The 19,508-nt window shown below is 61.7% G+C and carries 18 protein-coding genes; 3 read left to right on the top strand and 15 right to left on the bottom strand.

Translation table 11 applies throughout. The annotated features are described in order from the left end of the window. Positions 1 to 151 precede the first annotated feature (151 nt). Positions 152 to 349 (top strand): hypothetical protein, encoded by a 198-nt coding sequence (locus tag WH299_RS26945; RefSeq protein WP_016976883.1) that lies wholly within the window; start codon positions 152 to 154, stop codon positions 347 to 349. 3 nt (positions 350 to 352) lie between these two features. On the opposite strand, the gene pdeM is transcribed toward WH299_RS26945, so the two are convergent. The 15 genes from pdeM to WH299_RS26870 form a co-directional block, all read right to left on the bottom strand. Continuing rightward, entirely contained in the window at positions 353 to 1,003 is a 651-nt protein-coding gene (pdeM, locus tag WH299_RS26940; RefSeq protein ID WP_339551814.1) for a ligase-associated DNA damage response endonuclease PdeM, read from the bottom strand. Then, on the bottom strand, positions 1,003 to 3,483 hold the full coding sequence (locus WH299_RS26935; RefSeq protein WP_339551812.1) for a ligase-associated DNA damage response DEXH box helicase: 2,481 nt from the start codon (positions 3,481 to 3,483) through the stop codon (positions 1,003 to 1,005). Before WH299_RS26935 ends, pdeM begins: the two co-directional genes overlap by 1 nt. Before the next feature lie 57 nt (positions 3,484 to 3,540). After that, a complete protein-coding gene (locus WH299_RS26930) occupies positions 3,541 to 4,305 on the bottom strand; it encodes an ABC transporter ATP-binding protein (protein WP_123476519.1) in 765 nt (254 codons plus the stop codon). 13 nt (positions 4,306 to 4,318) lie between these two features. Further along, positions 4,319 to 5,437, bottom strand: coding sequence for a succinylglutamate desuccinylase/aspartoacylase family protein (locus WH299_RS26925; RefSeq protein WP_123476517.1), 1,119 nt, complete (start codon positions 5,435 to 5,437; stop codon positions 4,319 to 4,321). 9 nt (positions 5,438 to 5,446) lie between these two features. Continuing rightward, positions 5,447 to 6,157, bottom strand: coding sequence for an ABC transporter permease (locus tag WH299_RS26920; RefSeq protein WP_028619222.1), 711 nt, complete (start codon positions 6,155 to 6,157; stop codon positions 5,447 to 5,449). Further along, positions 6,154 to 6,882, bottom strand: a complete 729-nt coding sequence (locus tag WH299_RS26915; RefSeq protein ID WP_010212412.1) for an ABC transporter permease — start codon at positions 6,880 to 6,882, stop codon at positions 6,154 to 6,156. Before WH299_RS26915 ends, WH299_RS26920 begins: the two co-directional genes overlap by 4 nt. Positions 6,883 to 6,938: 56 nt before the next feature. After that, entirely contained in the window at positions 6,939 to 7,718 is a 780-nt protein-coding gene (locus WH299_RS26910; protein WP_016975034.1) for a transporter substrate-binding domain-containing protein, read from the bottom strand. A 50-nt stretch (positions 7,719 to 7,768) separates the two neighbouring features. Continuing rightward, positions 7,769 to 7,975 (bottom strand): hypothetical protein, encoded by a 207-nt coding sequence (locus WH299_RS26905; protein ID WP_339551810.1) that lies wholly within the window; start codon positions 7,973 to 7,975, stop codon positions 7,769 to 7,771. 71 nt (positions 7,976 to 8,046) lie between these two features. Next, on the bottom strand, positions 8,047 to 9,681 hold the full coding sequence (locus WH299_RS26900) for an ATP-dependent DNA ligase (protein WP_339551808.1): 1,635 nt from the start codon (positions 9,679 to 9,681) through the stop codon (positions 8,047 to 8,049). Beyond that, the gene (locus tag WH299_RS26895) at positions 9,678 to 10,682 is read right to left on the bottom strand and encodes a ligase-associated DNA damage response exonuclease (protein ID WP_122724686.1); all 1,005 of its coding nucleotides are present in this window, start codon (positions 10,680 to 10,682) and stop codon (positions 9,678 to 9,680) included. The genes WH299_RS26900 and WH299_RS26895 overlap by 4 nt, the downstream gene beginning before the upstream one ends. Positions 10,683 to 10,817: 135 nt before the next feature. Further along, positions 10,818 to 13,259 (bottom strand): penicillin acylase family protein, encoded by a 2,442-nt coding sequence (locus WH299_RS26890; protein WP_339551806.1) that lies wholly within the window; start codon positions 13,257 to 13,259, stop codon positions 10,818 to 10,820. A 227-nt stretch (positions 13,260 to 13,486) separates the two neighbouring features. After that, positions 13,487 to 14,131 (bottom strand): glutathione S-transferase N-terminal domain-containing protein, encoded by a 645-nt coding sequence (locus WH299_RS26885; RefSeq protein ID WP_126569966.1) that lies wholly within the window; start codon positions 14,129 to 14,131, stop codon positions 13,487 to 13,489. Positions 14,132 to 14,236: 105 nt separating this feature from the next. Beyond that, positions 14,237 to 15,022, bottom strand: coding sequence for an ABC transporter ATP-binding protein (locus WH299_RS26880; RefSeq protein ID WP_339551804.1), 786 nt, complete (start codon positions 15,020 to 15,022; stop codon positions 14,237 to 14,239). Then, a complete protein-coding gene (locus tag WH299_RS26875; protein ID WP_122724695.1) occupies positions 15,019 to 16,077 on the bottom strand; it encodes a FecCD family ABC transporter permease in 1,059 nt (352 codons plus the stop codon). The genes WH299_RS26880 and WH299_RS26875 overlap by 4 nt, the downstream gene beginning before the upstream one ends. After that, positions 16,074 to 17,213, bottom strand: coding sequence for an ABC transporter substrate-binding protein (locus WH299_RS26870; protein WP_122724698.1), 1,140 nt, complete (start codon positions 17,211 to 17,213; stop codon positions 16,074 to 16,076). The genes WH299_RS26875 and WH299_RS26870 overlap by 4 nt, the downstream gene beginning before the upstream one ends. Positions 17,214 to 17,414: 201 nt before the next feature. On the opposite strand from WH299_RS26870, the gene WH299_RS26865 reads away from it, so the two are divergent. Together WH299_RS26865 and WH299_RS26860 are read left to right on the top strand one after the other, a co-directional pair. Continuing rightward, a complete protein-coding gene (locus WH299_RS26865; protein ID WP_028619233.1) occupies positions 17,415 to 18,125 on the top strand; it encodes a response regulator in 711 nt (236 codons plus the stop codon). Next, positions 18,122 to 19,507: an ATP-binding protein gene (locus WH299_RS26860; protein WP_339551802.1), complete on the top strand. Its 1,386-nt coding sequence runs from the start codon at positions 18,122 to 18,124 to the stop codon at positions 19,505 to 19,507. The genes WH299_RS26865 and WH299_RS26860 overlap by 4 nt, the downstream gene beginning before the upstream one ends. Position 19,508: the final 1 nt, after the last annotated feature.

Raw genomic sequence — 19,508 nt, 5'->3', positions numbered from 1 at the left:
CGGCAGCCCGCGCCGGCCCCCCCCCCCCCCCCTTCTCTAAACACCCCACCATAACTATAAACTATATACACACAAACACCCACCTAATTCCTGTTCCGCCCCCCCCGGGCCCCCAACCCCCCCCCCCCGCGCCACGCTTGAGGAGTACTTTATGAAGCTCGACCCGCGAATAAGCGCAGAACTTGCCCGGCTTGAACCCAATCAGATTGGCGTTCTGGCCTGGTCCCTGATGGCCGACCCTGCTTATGCGGGCGGCATCCCCGGTCAACCCGAGCCGGATTACCCCCAACCGACCGAGCCTGGCGAGCCGACCCTGCCGGACGAGCCGCCACCCGCGCCGGTTGCCTGATCCCTAACCCACTGGCCAGACGTCATGATCGCCAATCACATAGATTCGGCGGTCATTGTCCTGTTCCACTCTATGCCCTCCGGTAAATGCACCGAACGCCGGCAGCAGGCTCACTCGGGCACCGATCACAAAGCACGGCAGCCTTAAGCTCTGTCGTCCCTTGCCGCGTAACCGATACACCGGATGCACATGCCCCGCCAGCACGTGGTGGCTGGGGTGGGCGTCAGGTTCGTGCTGCAAGGCAAAAGGGCCTATCAGCAGCGGCTCCGTGACCACGTCTATCCTCAAGTCCTCCGGCGGGTCCCCCGCGCGTTTATCGTGATTGCCACGAATCAAGGTCATGGGCAGGTCAGGATTAAGCGCTCGCCAGCTTCTTAATGCGCCCAGCGTGCCACTGGCGTGCGATCCCGGGCCGTGCAGGAAATCGCCGAGGAAGATCACCTGAGCGCAGGGTAGCGCTGAGAGCAACCGGTCCAGGCGCTGCAAGTTCTCGGTGGTGGTGCCTTGCGGCACCGGTTGCCCCAGGCTGCGATACGCCGAGGCTTTGCCGAAATGCGCATCGGCGATCATCAGGCATTGGCGTGCAGGCCAGTAGACCGCCTTGTCCGCCAGTAACCACAGCTCTTCACCCTCCAGCCTCACCGTGCACACCATCAGCGCTTCCCGTTATCCGCGACTTTTTCCAAGTCCTTGACCATGCGTGCGATGCGTTCCGAGAGTTTTTCCGAACTCAGGCTTTCGCGCATCCGTTCAACTAGCAATGGGAAGGCCAGGGGCGTAGGTCGTTTGATCGGATGCAAGTCCAGTTTCAGCGCGCAAAGATGACGCAACGTCTCTTCCAGCCGACGAATATCCAGCTCATCGCGTAAGACTTCTTCGCCTGCCTGAGTCAGCAACAGATTCTGCGGGTCGTACTGCTTGAACACCTCAAAGAACAAACCGCTGGAGGCCTGCACTTGCCGCGTACTTTTTGGTGCACCCGGATAGCCGGCAAACACCAGCCCGGCAATGCGAGCGATCTCACGGAAGCGGCGCAGCGCCAGCTCCCCGGCATTCAGGCTGGCTGCCACGTCTTCCCGCAAATGTTCAGGGCTCAGTAGCGCATCATTCAGCAATGCCGGCCAGTCCATTGCAGTGGCACTCAATAACTCCAGCCCGTAATCATTGACTGCGATCGAAAATGTCACTGCCTGCTGTTGACTCACACGCCACGCCAGCAGGCTCGCCAAACCCAGGTGCACTTGGCGCCCGGCAAAGGGATAGAGGAACAGGTGCCAGCCTTCCCGTGACTTCAGCGCCTCTGCCAGCAGATGTTCGCGCGTCGGCAAGCCGGACCAGCGTAACTGCGTTTGCAACAAAGGTTGCACCGCTTGCATCTCCGGGCCCTCGAAGCGGCCATGGGCCGCTGCATCAAAGCGTTCCACCACCGCTTGCGCCAGCTCATTGGAAAGCGGCATGCGCCCGCCATTCCAGCGCGGCACGGCGGCTTTCTTGGCAGTGCTGCGACGTACATAAGCGGTCATATTTTCCACGCGCACCAACTCCAGCAGGCGGCCGGCAAACAGGAAGCCATCTCCCGGCTTTAGCCGCGCAATAAACCCCTCCTCGACACTGCCCAGGTTCTTGCCGCCACCGCCCTTGCTCCAGAATTTCAAGTGGATGCTCGCATCACTGACGATGGTGCCCACGCTCATTCGATGGCGCCGCGCCAGCCGGGCATCCGGGACACGCCAGATGCCGTGCTCGTCCGGTTCCACGCGGCGATAGTCCGGATAGGCCGTCAGCGACAGCCCACCATGCCGCACGAAACCCAGGGCCCAGGCCCAGTCTTCATCCGTCAGGTCGTGGTAGGCCCAGGCGCCGCGCACTTCCGACAGCAAGGCCTCGGGCGTGAAGCCACCCCCCAATGCCATGCTGACCAAGTGCTGTACGAGTACATCCAAAGGCTTGTACGGCGATTCCCGCGCTTCGATACGCCGTTGCGCGATCGCATCCTGGGCGGCGGCGGCTTCAACCAGCTCAAGGCTATGGGTCGGCACCAATGTCACCCTCGACGGCCGTCCCGGCGCATGCCCCGAACGCCCGGCGCGCTGCATCAGCCGCGCTATGCCTTTGGCCGAACCGATCTGCAACACCCGCTCCACCGGCAGGAAGTCCACCCCCAGGTCCAGGCTTGAGGTGCACACCACCGCTTTGAGCTGGCCGTCTTTCAAGGCTCGTTCCACCCAGTCACGGGTCTCTCGGGACAGCGAACCATGGTGCAGCGCAATCACCCCAGCCCAATCGGGGCGGGCGTCCAGCAATGCCTGGAACCAAATCTCCGACTGCGCCCGCGTATTGGTAAACACCAGGCAACTGCTGCTGGCGTCCACTTCCGCCACCACCTGGGGCAGCATCTTCAAACCAATATGCCCGGCCCACGGAAAGCGTTCGGTCACGGGGGGCAATAAGGTGTCGATGACTAACTGTTTAGCCGTCTGCCCCTGCACGTTGATCCCGTCGCCTTGTGGAACCAACACCTCCAGTGCGTGGGATTGGTTACCCAAGGTCGCCGAAATCCCCCAGACCATCAATTCGGGATGCCAGCGCCGCAGGCGCGCCAAGGCCAGTTGCAACTGCACGCCGCGCTTATTGCCGATCAGCTCATGCCATTCATCCACCACCACCATGCGCAGATGCGCCAGGCTCACTTCGCTGTCGGCACGCGCCAGCATCAGCGTCAGGCTTTCCGGGGTGGTGACCAATGCGGTGGGCTGGCGGCGGGTCTGGCGTGCGCGCTCGCTGTTGCTGGTGTCACCGGTGCGCAGGCCGACACTCCAGGGAATCTGCAACGCCTCAAGCGGGGCTTCAAGGGCGCGGGCGGTGTCGGCGGCCAGCGCGCGCATGGGCGTGATCCACAGCACCGTCAGCGGCTCAGCGGGCGGTTTGCGTTTAGCGGTTACAGGTGGGCGAGTGATGGCGAAGCGATTGAGGGCGGCGAACCACAGCGCATAGGTTTTACCCGCACCGGTGCTGGCATGCAGCAGCCCCGATTGGCCGCTCTTGACCGCCGCCCACACCTCTTTCTGGAAGGCAAACGGCTTCCAGCCTTTGGCGGCAAACCAGTGTTTGGCGAAATCGGTGGGTTTTGCCATGGGGCGGCTGACACTCTGGAAGGCCTATTCCACAGACCCTCCAGAGCGGCCAAAGGTTTACTTCAAATTGCCACTCAAAAACTGCTGCAAACGCTCGCTCTTCGGATTGCCCAGCACGTCTTCCGGCACACCTTGCTCTTCCACCAGGCCCTGGTGCAGGAACAACACCTGGCTCGACACCTTGCGTGCAAAGCTCATTTCGTGGGTCACCATGATCATGGTGCGGCCTTCCTCGGCCAAACCCTGAATCACCTTCAACACTTCGCCCACCAGCTCCGGGTCGAGGGCCGAGGTGGGTTCGTCGAACAGCATCACCTCCGGCTCCATGGCCAAGGCGCGGGCGATGGCGACGCGCTGTTGCTGGCCGCCGGAGAGGAACGCCGGGTACTGATCGGCCACGCGTGCAGGGAGGCCGACTTTATCCAGATAACGACGGGCACGGTCCTCGGCGTCCTTCTTGCTGCAACCCAGTACCCGGCGCGGGGCCATGGTGATGTTTTCCAGCACGCTCATGTGGCTCCACAGGTTGAAGTGCTGGAACACCATCGCCAGGCGCGTGCGCAGGCGCTGTAATTCGGCGTCATCGGCCACGCGCATGCCGTGGCGGTCACTGACCATGCGGATCGGCTGGCCGTCGAGGGTCATGGCGCCGTCGTTGGGCGTTTCCAGGAAGTTGATGCAGCGCAAAAAGGTGCTCTTGCCCGAGCCGCTGGCGCCGATCAAGCTGATCACGTCACCGGTCTTGGCCTTGAGCGAAACACCTTTGAGCACCTCATTGTCGCCATAGCTTTTATGCAGGCCTTCAACGGTCAATTTGTACATGGGGCGTGCATCCTCAAGGCGAAAGTAGATAGCCGCTGCGGTAGGCCTCGGTGCCGGCGACATGGGCGATGACCATCCCGGCAGTGGCCATGCGGCGCAGCGAACGGGCGTAAAGCAGGCCGGCATTGCGACAATGCACGGGCGTCACGCGGTCGGAAATGGGATCGATGATTTCAGCGATCAGTTGTCCGGCGTCCAGGTATTCACCGGGCAAGGCGCGGAATACCAGCAGGCCGCCCATGGGCGTCGCCACCGGCTCAACGCCTGCCAGCGGTGTGGCCGGGTAGGGCAGGTCGGGCAGTGGTGCGGCTTCCCCGGCAATGGCGCCGAAGTGGATCAGGTAATCGATGATCGCCTGGCAGTCGAGGGCGGCCAAGCCGTGATTGACGTCGCCCTGGCCACGCAGTTCGACGGTCACCGAAAAGCTGCCCATGGGGATCGGGAAGCGCTCGCCGAAGCGTTGCTGCAACTGCCACCACACCAGGGTGAAACACTCATCGAAGGATTGCCCGCCGGAGTCGGTCGCCAGCAGATTGGCCTCCGAACCGATGTAACGCGCCAACGGTTCCACCTGCGGCCAGGCCTCGGGTGTGGTGTACAGGTGCGCCACGGCTTCAAAGTCGCAATGCAGGTCCAGCACCATGTCGGCATCGCACGCCAGGCGTTGCAGCACCAGGCGCTGGGATTGCAGTTGGGTCTCAGCGCTTTGCGCAGCGAGGGCGGTAGACAGTGCGGCGCGGATCAACTCGACGTTGTGCTGGGGATCGTCCCCAAGCAGCTCCTCGACTTGATTACCCACCGCCTCACTGAGGTCGACAAACAGGCGATTGAAGTTCTGCCCGCTTTCCAGCTCGTAGCGGCCCAGCGGGATATCCATCAGCACCTGTTCCAGGCCCACCGGGTTGGCGATGGGCACCAGCACAATCTCGCTGCGCAGGCGACCGGCCGCCGCCAGTTCAGCCAGGCGTACTTTGAGGTGCCAAGCCACCAGCATGCCGGGCAGTTCATCGGCATGCAGCGACGACTGGATATAGATCTTGCCTTCGGCCTGTTCCGGGCCGAAGTGAAAACTGTGAATCTGCCGCGCCGTCCCTGGCACCGGCGCGATCAGTTCATGAACCTGATGACGCATAAAAACTCCTTAATGACTCGGCCCGAGGAAGGCCAGCCAACGACGCTCCGCCAAGCGGAACAGACCGACCAGGGCAAAGGTCACGGTCAGGTAGATCAGCGCAGCGATACCGAATGATTGAAAGGTCATGAAGGTGGCCGAGTTGGCATCCCGCGCCACTTTGAGGATGTCGGGGATCGTCGCGGTGAAGGCCACCGTGGTCGAGTGCAGCATCAGGATCACTTCATTGCTGTAGTAGGGCAGCGAACGACGCAACGCTGACGGCATGATCACATAGGCGTACAACTTCCAGCCGCTCAAGCCGTAGGCCTTGGCCGCTTCGACTTCGCCATGGGCCATGCTGCGGATCGCCCCGGCGAAAATCTCCGTGGTGTACGCGCAGGTGTTGAGGGCGAAGGCCAGGATGGTGCAGTTCATCGCGTCGCGAAAGAACGCATCCAGCAACGGTTGTTCGCGCACGGCGGCGAGGCTGTAGATGCCGGTGTAGCAGATCAGCAGCTGGATATAGAGCGGCGTGCCCCGGAACAGGTAGGTGTAGAACTGCACCGGCCAACGCACCAGGCGCTTGCGCGACACACGGGCGATGGACAACGGGATCGACACCAGAAAACCGATGACCAGCGCGGCAGTGAGCAACCACATCGTCATGGCCAGGCCGGTGATGTGCTGGCCGTCGCTATAAAGGAAGGGGCGCCAGTATTCCTGCAAGAGTTCGATCATCGCACGGCCTCCCGGGCACCCGCGGAGTAGCGACGTTCAAGGCGGCGCAGGACGAAGTTGGACGCGCTGGTGATCAACAGGTAGATCAACGCCGCGAGGACCAAAAAGTAAAACAACTGATAGGTGCTCTTGCCGGCATCCTGGGCAGCCTTGACCAGGTCGGCCAGGCCGATGATCGACACCAGGGCCGTAGCCTTGAGCATCACCATCCAGTTATTGCCGATTCCCGGCAGGGCAAAGCGCATCATCTGCGGGAAGGTCACGTAGCGAAACCGCTGGCCGCGCTTGAGGCCATAGGCCGTGGCGGCTTCCAGTTGGCCACGGGGCACCGCGAGGATCGCGCCGCGAAAGGTCTCGGTGAAGTACGCACCGTAGATAAAACCGAGGGTGATCACCCCGGCGCTGAAGGGGTCGATCTCGATGTATTCCCACTCCATGAAGTCGGTCAAGCCGGTCAGCCAGGTTTGCAGGCTGTAGAAAATCAGCAGCATCAGCACCAGGTCGGGTACACCGCGAATCAACGTGGTGTAGAGCTGGGCGGGAATGCGCAGGAAGGGCAGGCTGGAGAGTTTGGCGCTGGCGCCGAGCAGGCCCAGCAACACGCTGACGGCCAGGGACAGCACCGACAACTTGATGGTCATCCAGGTGCCTTGCAGCAACAGCGGGCCGAAACCCTTCAAGCTGAGCGCGCTCAACCCGAGGGTTTGCAATAATTCTTCGAACATAAATCAGGACCTATGGCGATAAAAAAGCGCCCCTCCGGGGAAGGGCGCTCCAGGCATTATTTGCCGCTGTACAGGTTCAGATCGCCAAAGTGTTTCTTCTGGATGGTGGCGTAGGTGCCATCATCGTGTAACGCTTTGATACCTTTATCCAAAAGCGCCTTCAGTTCAGTGTTACCTTTTTTGATACCGACGGCGGTTTTCGACGGCAGCAACGGGTCGTCGATGGCCGCGCTGACTTCATAACCGGCACCGGCCGGCGACTTCAGGAAGCCCAATTCAGCCTGCAACATGTCCTGCACGGACGCGTCGAGACGGCCGGAGGTCAGGTCGGCGTACACCTGGTCCTGGTTGGCGTAGGCCTTGGTGGTCACACCGGCTTTATCCAATACGGCCTTGGCATAGGCTTCCTGGATGGTGCCTTGCTCGTAGCCCACGGACTTGCCCTTGAGGGACTCAGGTGTCGAGTAGCCTGCGCCTTTCTTGAATACCAGCGAGGTAGGGCCGGAGAACAGTTCACTGGAGAAGTCGATGGCCTTTTCACGCACCGGGGTCACGGTCATGGACGAAATCACGCCGTCGAACTTGTTGGCTTTGAGGCCCGGAATCATGCCGTCGAAGTCACTTTCAACCCACTTGCACTTCACTTTCAGCTCGGCGCAGATCGCATTGCCCAGGTCGATATCGAAGCCCACCAGGCTGCCGTCGGCGGCCTTGGATTCGAACGGCGCGTAGGACGGATCGACACCAAAACGCAGTTCCTTGTATTCCTTGGCCAGCGCGGTACCTGCGGCCATGCACAGAGCCAGTGCAGAAAGGGTCAGCAATGCTTTTTTCATTATGTAATCCCTGGAAACCAAGATAAGCGCTTGTGGCGCGTTTAGGACTGTTACTGAACGGTGTCAGACGGATCACAAGTAGCAATTTCTGCACCATAGTTCCGAATGAGCGTTTTAAAAGGTGGGACAAGGGAGAGCTGAGTGTAGGAGATGCCCGAAAATGGGCGCGCAAAAAACAGTGCACCAATTTGGTTCTGGCGCAGATCAATAATGTGGGAGCTGGCTTGCCTGCGATGGCGGTGGATCAGCGAATTCATTTTTCACTGACACGCCGCCATCGCAGGCAAGCCAGCTCCCACAAGGATTTGTGCCATTTTTAACCAAGGAATCAGGTCAGCAGGTCCTGCAGGGTGGCAAGGTTGTCAGCGTCTTCCACGGTTTTATCCTGCCGCCACCGCAACATCCGCGGAAATCGCACCGCAATCCCGCTCTTGTGCCGCTTGGACAGAGCAATCCCCTCAAACCCCAGTTCGAACACCATGCTCGGCGTGACACTGCTCACCGGGCCGAACTTTTCCACCGTGGTCTTGCGCACAATCGCATCGACCTTGCGCATTTCTTCGTCGGTCAGGCCGGAGTAGGCCTTGGCAAAGGGCACCAGCGTGCGTTCGCTGCCGGCCGGGCCGTCCCATACGGCGAAGGTGTAGTCGCTGTACAGGCTCGCGCGCCTGCCATGACCGCGTTGGGCGTAAATCAACACCGCGTCGACGCTGAACGGGTCGACCTTCCACTTCCACCACACGCCCATGTCCTTGGTGCGGCCGACGCCGTACAGGCCGTCGCGTGCTTTAAGCATCATGCCTTCCACACCGAGGCTGCGCGAGGCTTCGCGTTGTTCGGCCAGGTCTTCCCAGGTTGCACCGGTCAACAGGGGAGACGCCAGTAATACCGGCTGGTTGCACTGGGCAATTACCTGCTTAAGTTGCGTGCGACGCTCAGCCTGGGTGTGGTTGCGCCAATCGTCGCCCTGATGTTCCAGCAGGTCGTAGGCCAGCACCGCAACCGGAGCGTCCTCCAGCACTTTTTTGCTCAGGGTCTTGCGCCCAATCCGTTGTTGGAGCAGCGCGAACGGTTGCACCGCGTCTTTCCACACCACGATTTCGCCATCGATCACCGTGCCGTCGGGCAAGCCGCTTACCAAGCTATGCAGTTCGGGGAAGCGCTCAGTCACCAATTCTTCGCCACGGGACCAGATCCACAGGCGGCCGTCACGTTTCACCAGCTGCGCGCGGATGCCATCCCACTTCCATTCCACTTGCCAGTCGGCGGGAGAGCCAAGCAAATCGTTGAATTGCTCCACTGGTTGCGCCAAACCATGGGCGAGAAAAAACGGATAAGGCTGCCCGCCGCGTTGCGCATGTTCGTCGGGCGATTCGGCGGCGATGAGCTTGAGATAACCCTCCGGCGTAGGACGGTTAGACAGATCGGTGTAGCCCACTAGGCGTTGCGCCACACGCTTGCTGTCCAGATCGGCCATTGCGGCGAGGGCGCGGGTGACCAGTAGCTTGGACACGCCCACGCGGAAGCTGCCGGTGATCAACTTGATGCAGACCATCAGGCTGGGTTGATCCAGTTGCGCCCATAACGCAGGTAGACGTTCGGCCAATTCCAATGGCGGCAAGCCACGCAGGGGCAGGAGTTTTTCCTCCAGCCACACCGCCAGGCCGTCCTCCGAGGTGTAGGTAGATTCCGGCAGCAGCAGGGAAATGGTTTCTGCCAGATCGCCCACTGATTGGTAGCTTTCTTCAAACAACCACGGCTCGATACCTGATGCTTCAGTGGCCATGTCCCGCAGCAGGCGCGTCGGTACCAGTTGCCGAGGGCGTCCGCCGGAAAGGAAATACACGGCCCAGGCCGCATCTTCCGGCGCAGCATCGCGGAAGTAGGCCTGCAGCGCGGCCAGCTTGGCGTTGCTGGAGGTGGTAGCGTCAAGGTTGGCGTACAGCTCGGCAAAGGCCTTCATGCGCTGGCCTCTTCTTCGTCGTCACCGTATTCAGTGGTGAAGCCCTGGGCATCCAGGCCTTTTTCCCGCAGATGGCGTACCAATACGCCGACAGACCCGTGGGTAACCATCACCCGCTCGGCGCCGGTTTGCTCAATGGCCCACAACAGGCCGGGCCAATCGGCGTGGTCCGATAGCACAAAACCTCGGTCCACGCCGCGCCTGCGTCGGGTGCCGCGTAGGCGCATCCAGCCGCTGGCGAAGGCGTCGCTGTAGTCGCCGAAGCGCTTGATCCAACTGCTGCCGCCGGCCGAGGGTGGGGCGATAATCAAGGCCTGGCGCAGCAGCGGGTCGGTTTTCTTGAAGTCACCGGCGTAGAGGGTTTCAGGAATATAGATACCGGCCTCGCGGTACACCCGGTTCAACGGCTCGACCGCGCCATGGCTGAGGATCGGGCCGATGCTGGCGTCGATGCCGTGCAGGATGCGCTGGGCCTTGCCGAAGGAATAACAGAACAACACGCTGGCTTTGCCGACGGCGATATTCGCCTGCCACCAATCGTTGATCCCGGCGAAGATCTGCGCCTGGGGCTGCCAGCGGTAGATCGGCAGGCCGAAGGTCGACTCGGTGATAAAGGTGTGGCAGCGCACCGGTTCGAAGGGCGCGCAGGTGCCGTCGGGCTCGACTTTGTAGTCACCGGACGCGACCCAGACTTCGCCCCGGTATTCCAGGCGCACCTGGGCCGAACCCAAGACATGCCCTGCGGGGTGAAAACTCAAGGTGACGCCGTGGTGAACCAGTGGCTCGCCGTAGGCCAGGGTCTGCAGGTTGATGTCCTGGCCCAGCCGTGAACGCAGGATGCCTTCGCCGGGGGCTGCCGCCAGGTAGTGCTGGTTGCCGGTGCGGGCGTGGTCGCCATGGGCGTGGGTGATGACCGAGCGCTCCACCGGGCGCCAGGGGTCGATGTAGAAATCTCCGGCGGGGCAGTAGAGGCCTTCGGGGCGGGCGATGACAAGGTCCATGGGCGTGCCGGGGGCGATGGGCTTATCAGGTAGGAGGCGGGCGGGCGATGAGAAGTTCGATTAACTATTGTAGTGAGCGGGCTTGTTGGGGCAAGCCCGCTCACCACAGTAAAAGCCCGCCCCACACTTGCCGGATTATTTGCCCGGTGTCAGGGTCAACCGAGCCTTCCCATACACCTTCTCGAAGTTCTGCGGCTGCATCGGGAAGCTCAGGTATTGCGCCTTGAGCGAGGGGTCGATGCCATTGGCATAGTTCGGGCTGGCCGGGTTGCCGGACTGGCCGATGCCGCCCTGGCCCATCATCGGCTCCACCTGGCCAAAGTCGACGATCATGCGCAGCGCCGGGACCTGGGTGGTGGTGAAGTCCTGGCCCCAGCTGTACGGCGCTGGGTTCAGGGTGTTGTGGTCGCCACCGGACGCCAGCGGACCGCGAATCACCTGGCCGTTGGTGTTTTTCCAGGTGGTGGTATGCAACTTGCCCCACTGCCAGGCCTTGTGATCGGCACCCAATTGACTCTCACCCGCGCTGATCGCGGCGGCCAGGCTGCGGGCGAGGATCGCCGGTTTGTCTTCTTTCTGCGGGGTGCGCACGTCATCCCAGAATGGGCTGTCTTCGCGACCCAGCAAGTGGTCGGCCTGGGCGGCGTAGGACAGGTTGGCATTGCTGACAAACGCCTTCCAGCTGGCACTGTTTTCCGGGCCGAGTTCGTCGAGGAAGATCTGTTTGGTGCTTTCCTGCAGGAACAGTTCATAGATCGCCGCGTCGGCGGAGGTGGATACCAAGCGGCCATCAAAGGCCATCAGGCGGCCCAGTGCTTCACGTGCCTTGAGCTGTTCGGCCGCCGGCAGCGCGTCAATCGCCTGTTTCAGCGGCTGGGCCATGCCCGGTGCCTGGAACAGGGTCTTGAGCTTGGCAGCGAAGGTGGTGGTCTGGTCGTACTGCATGGCAATCATGCTGCGGCTGTCATGCTTGCCGGCATTGGCCAGTTGCGCCAGGCGCTCGCTGCGCTCCGGGGCATCCCAGGAGTTGGACAGTTGCATGCCATAACCGCGCGGCGCGGTGCGCTGGTTGGCGGTGCCGATCCAGCCTTGAGCCGGGTCCTGGTCATACGGGTGCAGCATCGCCTCGGCGTAACCGTCCCAGTCAAAACGCGTGTCCCAGCCCGGCGACGGCAGCAGGCCCTCACCTTCACGGCGGTTGGGGAAGCGCCCGGTGACTTGCCAGCCAATATTGCTGGCGTCGGCGAAGATCATGTTCAGCGCAATGGCGCGTATCTCGCGGGTGGCGTCCGAGGCCTTGCCCGCGTTTTGGGCGCGGGACAGGTCGAAGAACGCGTCCAGGCTCTTGTCGTCCTTGAAGTCGGCGGTTTGCAGCGCCAAACCCAGGCCGGTGGTCAGCGCCTGGCTGCTGTTGAGCAGGGCGCCGTGACGGGTTTCGTACACCACTTCGCGAATCGAGCGTTGGCCTTTGACGAAGAAGGTTTCGTTTCGCACACCGGCGGGTAGCCATTTGCCGTTGTTCTCGTAGTACAACGCGCTGCCCTGGCGTTTGAGCTTTTCCAGGAACAGGTCCTGGGTGTCGCCCTTGACCGTGCTCATGCTCCACGCGACCTTGCCGTTAAAACCGGACAACAGCGTCGGCAAGCCAGCAATCGAGGCGCCCACGGCCTGGTATTTCGGCGCACGTATCTGCACATAGCTCCACGGCGACGGCGCTTGCGGCTGGGCGGCGAGGTCGCCTGCCAACAGGCTCTTACCGCTGCGGCTGCGTTGCGGGCCGATGGCCCAGTTGCTCGAGGTAGTGACTGCCAGTGAATTGAGACTGCTCAGTTGTTGGCTGACCGTATCCAGGCCGGCGAGACCGGTGATCTGGCCCAGGTTCACGCCCTTGAGTTTCTCGGCCTCGGCCAGCGGGATCGCTTCATCCGGTGCGCTGGGCGTGAGCCAGGCGAGTTTGTCGACGCCGACTTTCTGCGCCAGCACCAGGGAGGCAATTTCTTCCTGCAGGTTGGCCGATTCGCTGAAATTCAGCAGGCAGAACAACAGTGCCGAATCTTCCGGCTTCCAGTATTCGGGCTTGTAGCCGGTCTGGGCCAGGTCCGGCGGCAGCTTGTCGCGGTAGCGGAACAGGTAGGCATTGACGCCACGCGCATACACTTCGAAGAAGCGTTTGAGGCGCGGGCTCGACGCGTTATACAACTCGCCGGCGCTTTTTTTCAGGTTGACCGCGCGCATGAACCGGTCGACATCCAGCACCTCGGGCCCGGACATTTCCGCCAGGCGGCCCTGGGCCAGCAGGCGCAGGGTGACCATCTGCGTGATGCGGTCACTGGCGTGCACATAACCGAGGCTGAACAGCGCGTCATGGAAGGTGTTGCTTTCGATCAGCGGCATGCCTTGGGCATTGCGGCGCACGGACACATTCTGTGCCAGGCCTTTGATCGGCTGCACGCCGGCGACCGGGGGCAGGGTGTCCTGGGTGCTCTGGAGCTGGCAACCGGCCAGGCTTAACGCACTGGCCACTGCCGCGGCAACGCCGAACCGGGGAAGAAAATGTGAGAGGGCTGGCGAGGCCATGGCAAAGCTCCTGCGGGGGTAGCGTCAGTAAAGGCGCTACGTTAGTGAGCGCGGCGAAACGACGCAAGCAGGAGTTTGGGTTAACCGTTAGATCTTGAGTCTTATGCAAAACAATGTGGGAGCGGGCTTGCTCGCGAACGCGGAGTTTCAGTCACTGAATACGTCGACCGACACACCGACTTCGCGAGCAAGCCCGCTCCCACAGTTTGACCGCGTACGACTTAAACTCAGGATTTGGGCGGGTTCACTTTCTGTACCAGCTCATACGCGCGCACTGTTGCCGGCCGCTCCTTGATGCTGTTGAACCAGCGATGCAGATGTGGGAAATCTTCCAGGCGTTGGCTCTGCCACTTGTGGGAAACGATCCACGGGTAGATCGCCATGTCGGCAATGCTGTAGGCCTCACCCGCCACGAATGCACGATCTGCCAGACGACGGTCGAGCACGCCGTAAAGGCGGGCGGTTTCGTCCACATAACGCTTGATCGCGTAGGGGATTTTCTCCGGTGCGAACTGGCTGAAGTGATGATTCTGACCCGCCATTGGCCCCAGGCCGCCCATTTGCCAGAACAGCCATTGCAGCGCTTCCTGGCGACCGCGCAGGTCTTTTGGAAGGAACTGGCCGGTTTTTTCCGCGAGGTACAACAGGATGGCGCCGGATTCGAACAGCGAAATCGGCGCGCCACCGTCGGTCGGATCCTGATCGACGATGGCTGGAATGCGGTTGTTGGGAGCGATCTTCAGGAAGTCAGGCTTGAACTGTTCGCCCTGGCCGATATTGATCGGGTGCACCTTATAGGGCAGGCCGGCTTCTTCCAGGAACAGCGATACTTTGTGACCGTTGGGGGTAGTCCAGTAATACAGGTCGATCATGAAGCTCTCCAAAAGTGGTGATGCTTGAGCGAATGCCTGTAGGTATAGGTAATGTTGGGTGTGCGAAAATTCAATGAAACATTTGCGCATACCCTTAGAAGCAAATTAAAAGGCGCCGTCCACCAACACCTGCACGGTGCGCTGCGAACAGCGCTCGATGCGTGCCCGCACGCGATACACCTCGGCAAACAGCAGTGGGTTAAGCACGTCGTCCGCTGCACCGCTGGCATACAAGCGTCCCTGGCGCAGCACGGCAATATGGTCGGCGAAGCGTGCGGCGAGGTTGATGTCGTGCAGCACCACTACGGCAATCAGGTTGTGTTCGCGCACCAAATCACGCACGCAATCCATGACTTTCAGTTGGTAATTGAGGTCGAGGGCGCTGGTGGGTTCGTCCAGCAGCATCACCTGCGGGCGACGCGCGATGAGTTGGGCGAGGCTGACCAATTGGCGTTGGCCACCGGAGAGCGTGCTCAACAGTTGATCAGCCAAATGTGCGATGCCAATGCGTTGCAAGGCGTCGAAGGCTTCACGCAGGCAGGCGTCGCTGGACAGCGGGATGCCCTCGACATTCGCCACGCGCAGGGCGGCGATCACACTTTCCATCACGCTGAGGCTCAAGCCTGGCGGCAGGTTCTGCGGCATGTAGGTCACGCGCCGCGCGCGCTCGGCGACAGACATGGCCGACAGGTCAAGGTCACCCAATCGTACAACGCCTTGCATCTTTTCCAGCCCGGCCACGGCACGCAGCAGGGTGGACTTGCCCGCGCCGTTGGGGCCGATCAGAGCGGTCAGGCTGCCGTGGGGCAGGGTGGGCAGGCTAAGGTCGTGCACGATCTGCCGGCGCCCGTAACTCACCTGGGCGTTGTGTATGCTCAAACCTTCGCTCATAACTGCCTCCCCCGCTTGAACACCAGCACCACGAAAATCGGCACGCCCACCAACGCGGTGACGATGCCCACCGGCACAATCACGCCGGGCATGATCAACTTGCTGGCAATCGACGACAGCGACAGCAGCAACGCGCCAGTCAAGGCGCTGGCCGGCAACAGGAAACGTTGATCTTCGCCCACCAGGATCCGCGCGATATGCGGACCGACCAGGCCGATAAACCCGATTGTGCCCACAAAGGCCACGGCGGTGGCCGACAGCAGGCTGATGCGCAGCAGTGAGAAAAACCGCAGGCGCTTCACGTCCACGCCAAAGCTTTGCGCACGGTCCTCACCCATGCGCAACAGGGTCAGGCGCGGTGCGGCGGCAAAGGAAAACGGCAGCACTACCGCGACCACCAGCGCCAGGATGCCGAGCTTGTCCCAGTTGGCGCGGGTCACACTGCCCAACGTCCAGAACACCAGCTGTTGCAACACGTCTTCGGTGGCCACCAGTTGCAGCAGCGCCACTACCGCGTTGCAACTGAACACCAGGGCGATGCCGAACAGCACCAGGCTTTCCACCCCGGCGCCGCGCAAACGCGACATGGCTTGCAGCAAGAACACCGAAGCCGCGGCGAAGATGAAGGCTGAGAGGGAAATCGCCGTATTGGCCGACACCCACAGCGTCGTCACCGGAAACACAATCACCAGGGACGCGCCCAGCGCTGCGGCCGACGACACGCCCAGGGTGAACGGGCTGGCCAGCGGGTTGTTCAGGATCGCCTGCATCTCGGCCCCGGCCAATGACAGCGCGCAGCCCACCAGCACTGCCATGAGTGCATAGGGTAGGCGCACGTTCCAGATGATTACTTGGTCGGTGGCGCTCAGATGCGACGGGTGCAGGATACCGTCGAGCAAGGCCAGCAGGCCCATACCCGAGGGACCGCTGGCAAGGTCCACGAGGATGGCGCACACCAGCGCCGTACCGAGCAGGCCCAGCAGCCAGGCGCGCCGCGCCAACAGGCGACGGTAGCCGTGGGTGGCGCTGGCAAGGTCGAGGGCTTGGGTGGTCATTTAGAGGTGTCGATCCAATAGGCACCCTGCAACGGCATCCCCAGGAATTGCGCGTTGATCTGGTTCATGGTCGCCTGCGGATCCAGCTTGGCGAACAGTTCTGGATGCACCCATTTGGCCAACGATTCAATCGCCAGCAGGTTGTACGGTGAGTTATAGAAGTCATGCCACAGGCCGTGGGCATTGCCCTCGCGGATTGCACGAAGATTGGCGAATTCGGGACGCGCCAATACCCGGTCCAGCGCCTCGTGGGCTTCATCTGCGCCAACACCCGCGCCCAGGATCAAGCCGGGCTTGCGGTTGCCGGTGGCTATATACACATCCGGGTCGGCCTTGAGCGCGTACTCGACGCTGATATCGCCCAGCGCACCCGGCACCACGCCAGCGGCGATATTGCGCCCGCCGACCAGTGCGATCAGTTCGCCCATGCCACTCTTGCCGGTGGTATGCCCCGGCGCTTGCCAAACGCCGGCCAGCAGTTCGAGGAACACACTCGGGCGCGGCCCCGCCGGCAAGGTGGCGACCGCATCGGTGATCACCTTGATGTGCTGGTCATAGAAATCCAGGAACGCCTTGGCCTGGGCTTCACGCCCCAATGCCTGGCCCAGCGCGGTCATGCTGGTGTGAGTGCCCTGCACCGGGTTGATGCGGAAGTCGACGAACACCACCGGAATGCCCGCCTTGGCCAGCACATCGGCGACCGGACTGTGTTCGGTCGGGCCGTGACCGGAAATGCTGAACACTGCCAGGTCAGGTTTCAGCGAGAGGATTTCCTCGGCGCTGACGCTTTGTTCCGACGCTTGCCCGATCAGCGGGATGTCTTTCACTGTGGGAAATTTCGCCACGTAGGCGTTGTAGGTGTGTTGGTCGAGCAGGCGCAAATCGTTCTGCCAGCCGACGATGCGCTGGAAGGGCGCGTCCTTGTCCAGCAACGCAAACGCCGAAATCAGTCGGCCTTCACCTAGGACAACGCGCTTTACGGTGTCAGCCACTTCGACCTTGCGGCCCAGCACGTCGGTGACTTCATGGGCGGCAGCAGTTTCAGCGTGGCCAAGGACCAGCGCGGCAAACAGCACGCCGAGCGTGCGCGAGAGGATTGTGTGGAGTGTGTGGCGACGAAGGGTGGGCAATGGCATCGCGAACGACCTTAATGGCTAAATTACAATTACTCTCATTTAGGTTCGGTAGTCTAAAGAGCGATTCCGCCTGCCATACCCCGGGTTTGTATCGCTGATGCGTGATTATGGTTTCCTACAACATTCCATTACATTTGCCTGCACGGCTGGCTGAACTTTCGGCTATTTGCTGCGTTTCATTGTTTTTCGGATTGACTGCCCATGGCCAAGCAAGACCACCTGCTGATCGTTGATGACGATCCGCAAATCCGCCAGTTGCTCTGCGACTACTTGAGCGACGCTGGCTTCCAGGTCTCCACTGCGGCCGACGGCAAGGAAATGCGCCGCCGCCTAGCGCTGAATGTCATCGACCTGATCGTCCTCGACCTGATGCTGCCCGGTGAAGACGGCCTGAGCCTGTGCCGCGAACTGCGGGTGAACTCAAACACGCCGGTGGTGATGCTCACGGCAAAAGGCTCGTTGATCGATCGCATCGTCGGCCTGGAAATCGGCGCCGACGACTACCTGCCCAAACCGTTCGACCCGCGCGAACTGCTGGTGCGGATCAAGGTGGTGTTGCGTCGGGTGCAGAGCTTTCCCGACCGCGCGCGCCTGGATGAAGCGCCGAGCATCCGTTTCGCCGGCTGGCAGCTCGACACGCGGGCGCGGCAGTTACTGTCGCCGGAGGGTGTGGTGGTCAGCCTGGGCAACTCCGATTACCGCGTGTTGCGCCTGCTGTTGCAGCACCCCAATCGCCCGTTGAGCCGCGACTTCCTGCTCAATCACGTGTTTGACAAGGACAGCACGCCGTTCGACCGTTCCATCGATGTGTGTGTCAGCCGCCTGCGCTCGCAACTGCCGGCGGGGCTGATCAAGACCGTGCGCAACGAAGGCTACATGCTCACCGCCGACGACGTGGTGCTGGAATCGTGAGACTGCTGCCGCGTTCGCTGTTCGGGCGGTTGGTGCTGATTTTGGTCAGCGGCATGCTCGCGGCGCAGGCGCTGACCAGCAGCATCTGGTACGACCGGCGCCATGGGCAGGTGCTGGAAATCCCTGCGCGCTTGATCGCCACGCGCCTGGCGGACGTGGTGCGGCTGGTGCACAGCGACCCACAACAGGCGGACCTGCTGATCAAGATGCTCGACACGCCGACCTTCCACCTGATCCTCAGCGACCAGGCCAGTAATACACCCAGCACGCTTCACGACAGCGACCGGCCCACCGAACGGTTGATCAAGAAGGTATTGTCGGAAAAAACCGGTTACGCCCAGACGCTGATCTTGTTGCGCCTGTCGCTGGTGGATGGCGAAGGGCAAACCGCCGGGCTGTCGACCCTGCTGGGTTCCAAACCGGTGGTGGGGCAGTTTCTGATCGACCTGCGCCTGCCCGACGGCCGCTGGTTGCAGGTGGATGCCAGCGAAGAACAGGGCTGGACCAGCACCTCACCGCTGGACCTGTTGTTCGATTACGTCATGCGCATTTATTTGCTGCGGGTACTGGTATTGGTGCTGATCGCTCTGGTGGCGGTGCGCCTGGCGATCCGCCCGCTCAACGCGTTGGCCAAGGCGGCCGAGGCCCTGGGCCGGGATATCCAGCGTCCGCCGTTGTCGGTGGATGGCCCTACCGAAGTGCGCCGTGCCGCCCAGGCCTTCAATGCCATGCAACAGCGGCTGATCGCCAACATCGCCGAGCGCACGCGGTTTCTTGCGGCTATTTCCCACGACCTGCGTTCACCGATCACACGCCTGCGCCTGCGCACCGAGATGCTCGAGGACAACCGCACGAAGGAGCGTTTTCGCAGTGACCTGGAGGAAATGGAGCACATGGTCTCCAGCACCTTGGATTTTGTCAGCAGTGGCGAAATCAACGAGGCACGGCAAAACATCGACATCAACGCCTTGTTGCAAAGCTTGCAGGCGGATGCGGAGGATGTGGGTGAACACGTACGGATCGAGGGTCGTGCGAAACAGCCATTGCCGGGGTATGCCCGCAGCCTCAAGCGCTGTGTGCAGAACCTGCTGGAAAATGCGCTGCGTTATGGCACCGACGTGGTGGTGCGAATCGAGGATCAGGCGGACAGCTTGAAGATTGTCATCAGCGACCGTGGCCCGGGGATTCCCCAGGAGCAACTCGACCAAGTGATGGAGCCGTTTTACCGCGTGGAGGGTTCACGCAACGCCGAGACCGGCGGGTATGGCTTGGGGTTGAGCATCGCTCACACCATCGCCAAGGCGCATGACGGGCGGTTGAGTTTGCGTAATCGGGAAGGTGGGGGGCTGGAAGTGGAGTTGCAGTTCCAACGCAGATCCTGAG

Origin of the sequence: Pseudomonas sp. MYb541, from assembly GCF_037479595.1 — a bacterium.
Taxonomy (GTDB): Bacteria; Pseudomonadota; Gammaproteobacteria; order Pseudomonadales; family Pseudomonadaceae; genus Aquipseudomonas; species Aquipseudomonas canadensis.
The sequence above is the reverse complement of the archived record's forward strand: the minus strand, read 5'-3'. Positions and strand labels throughout refer to the sequence as shown.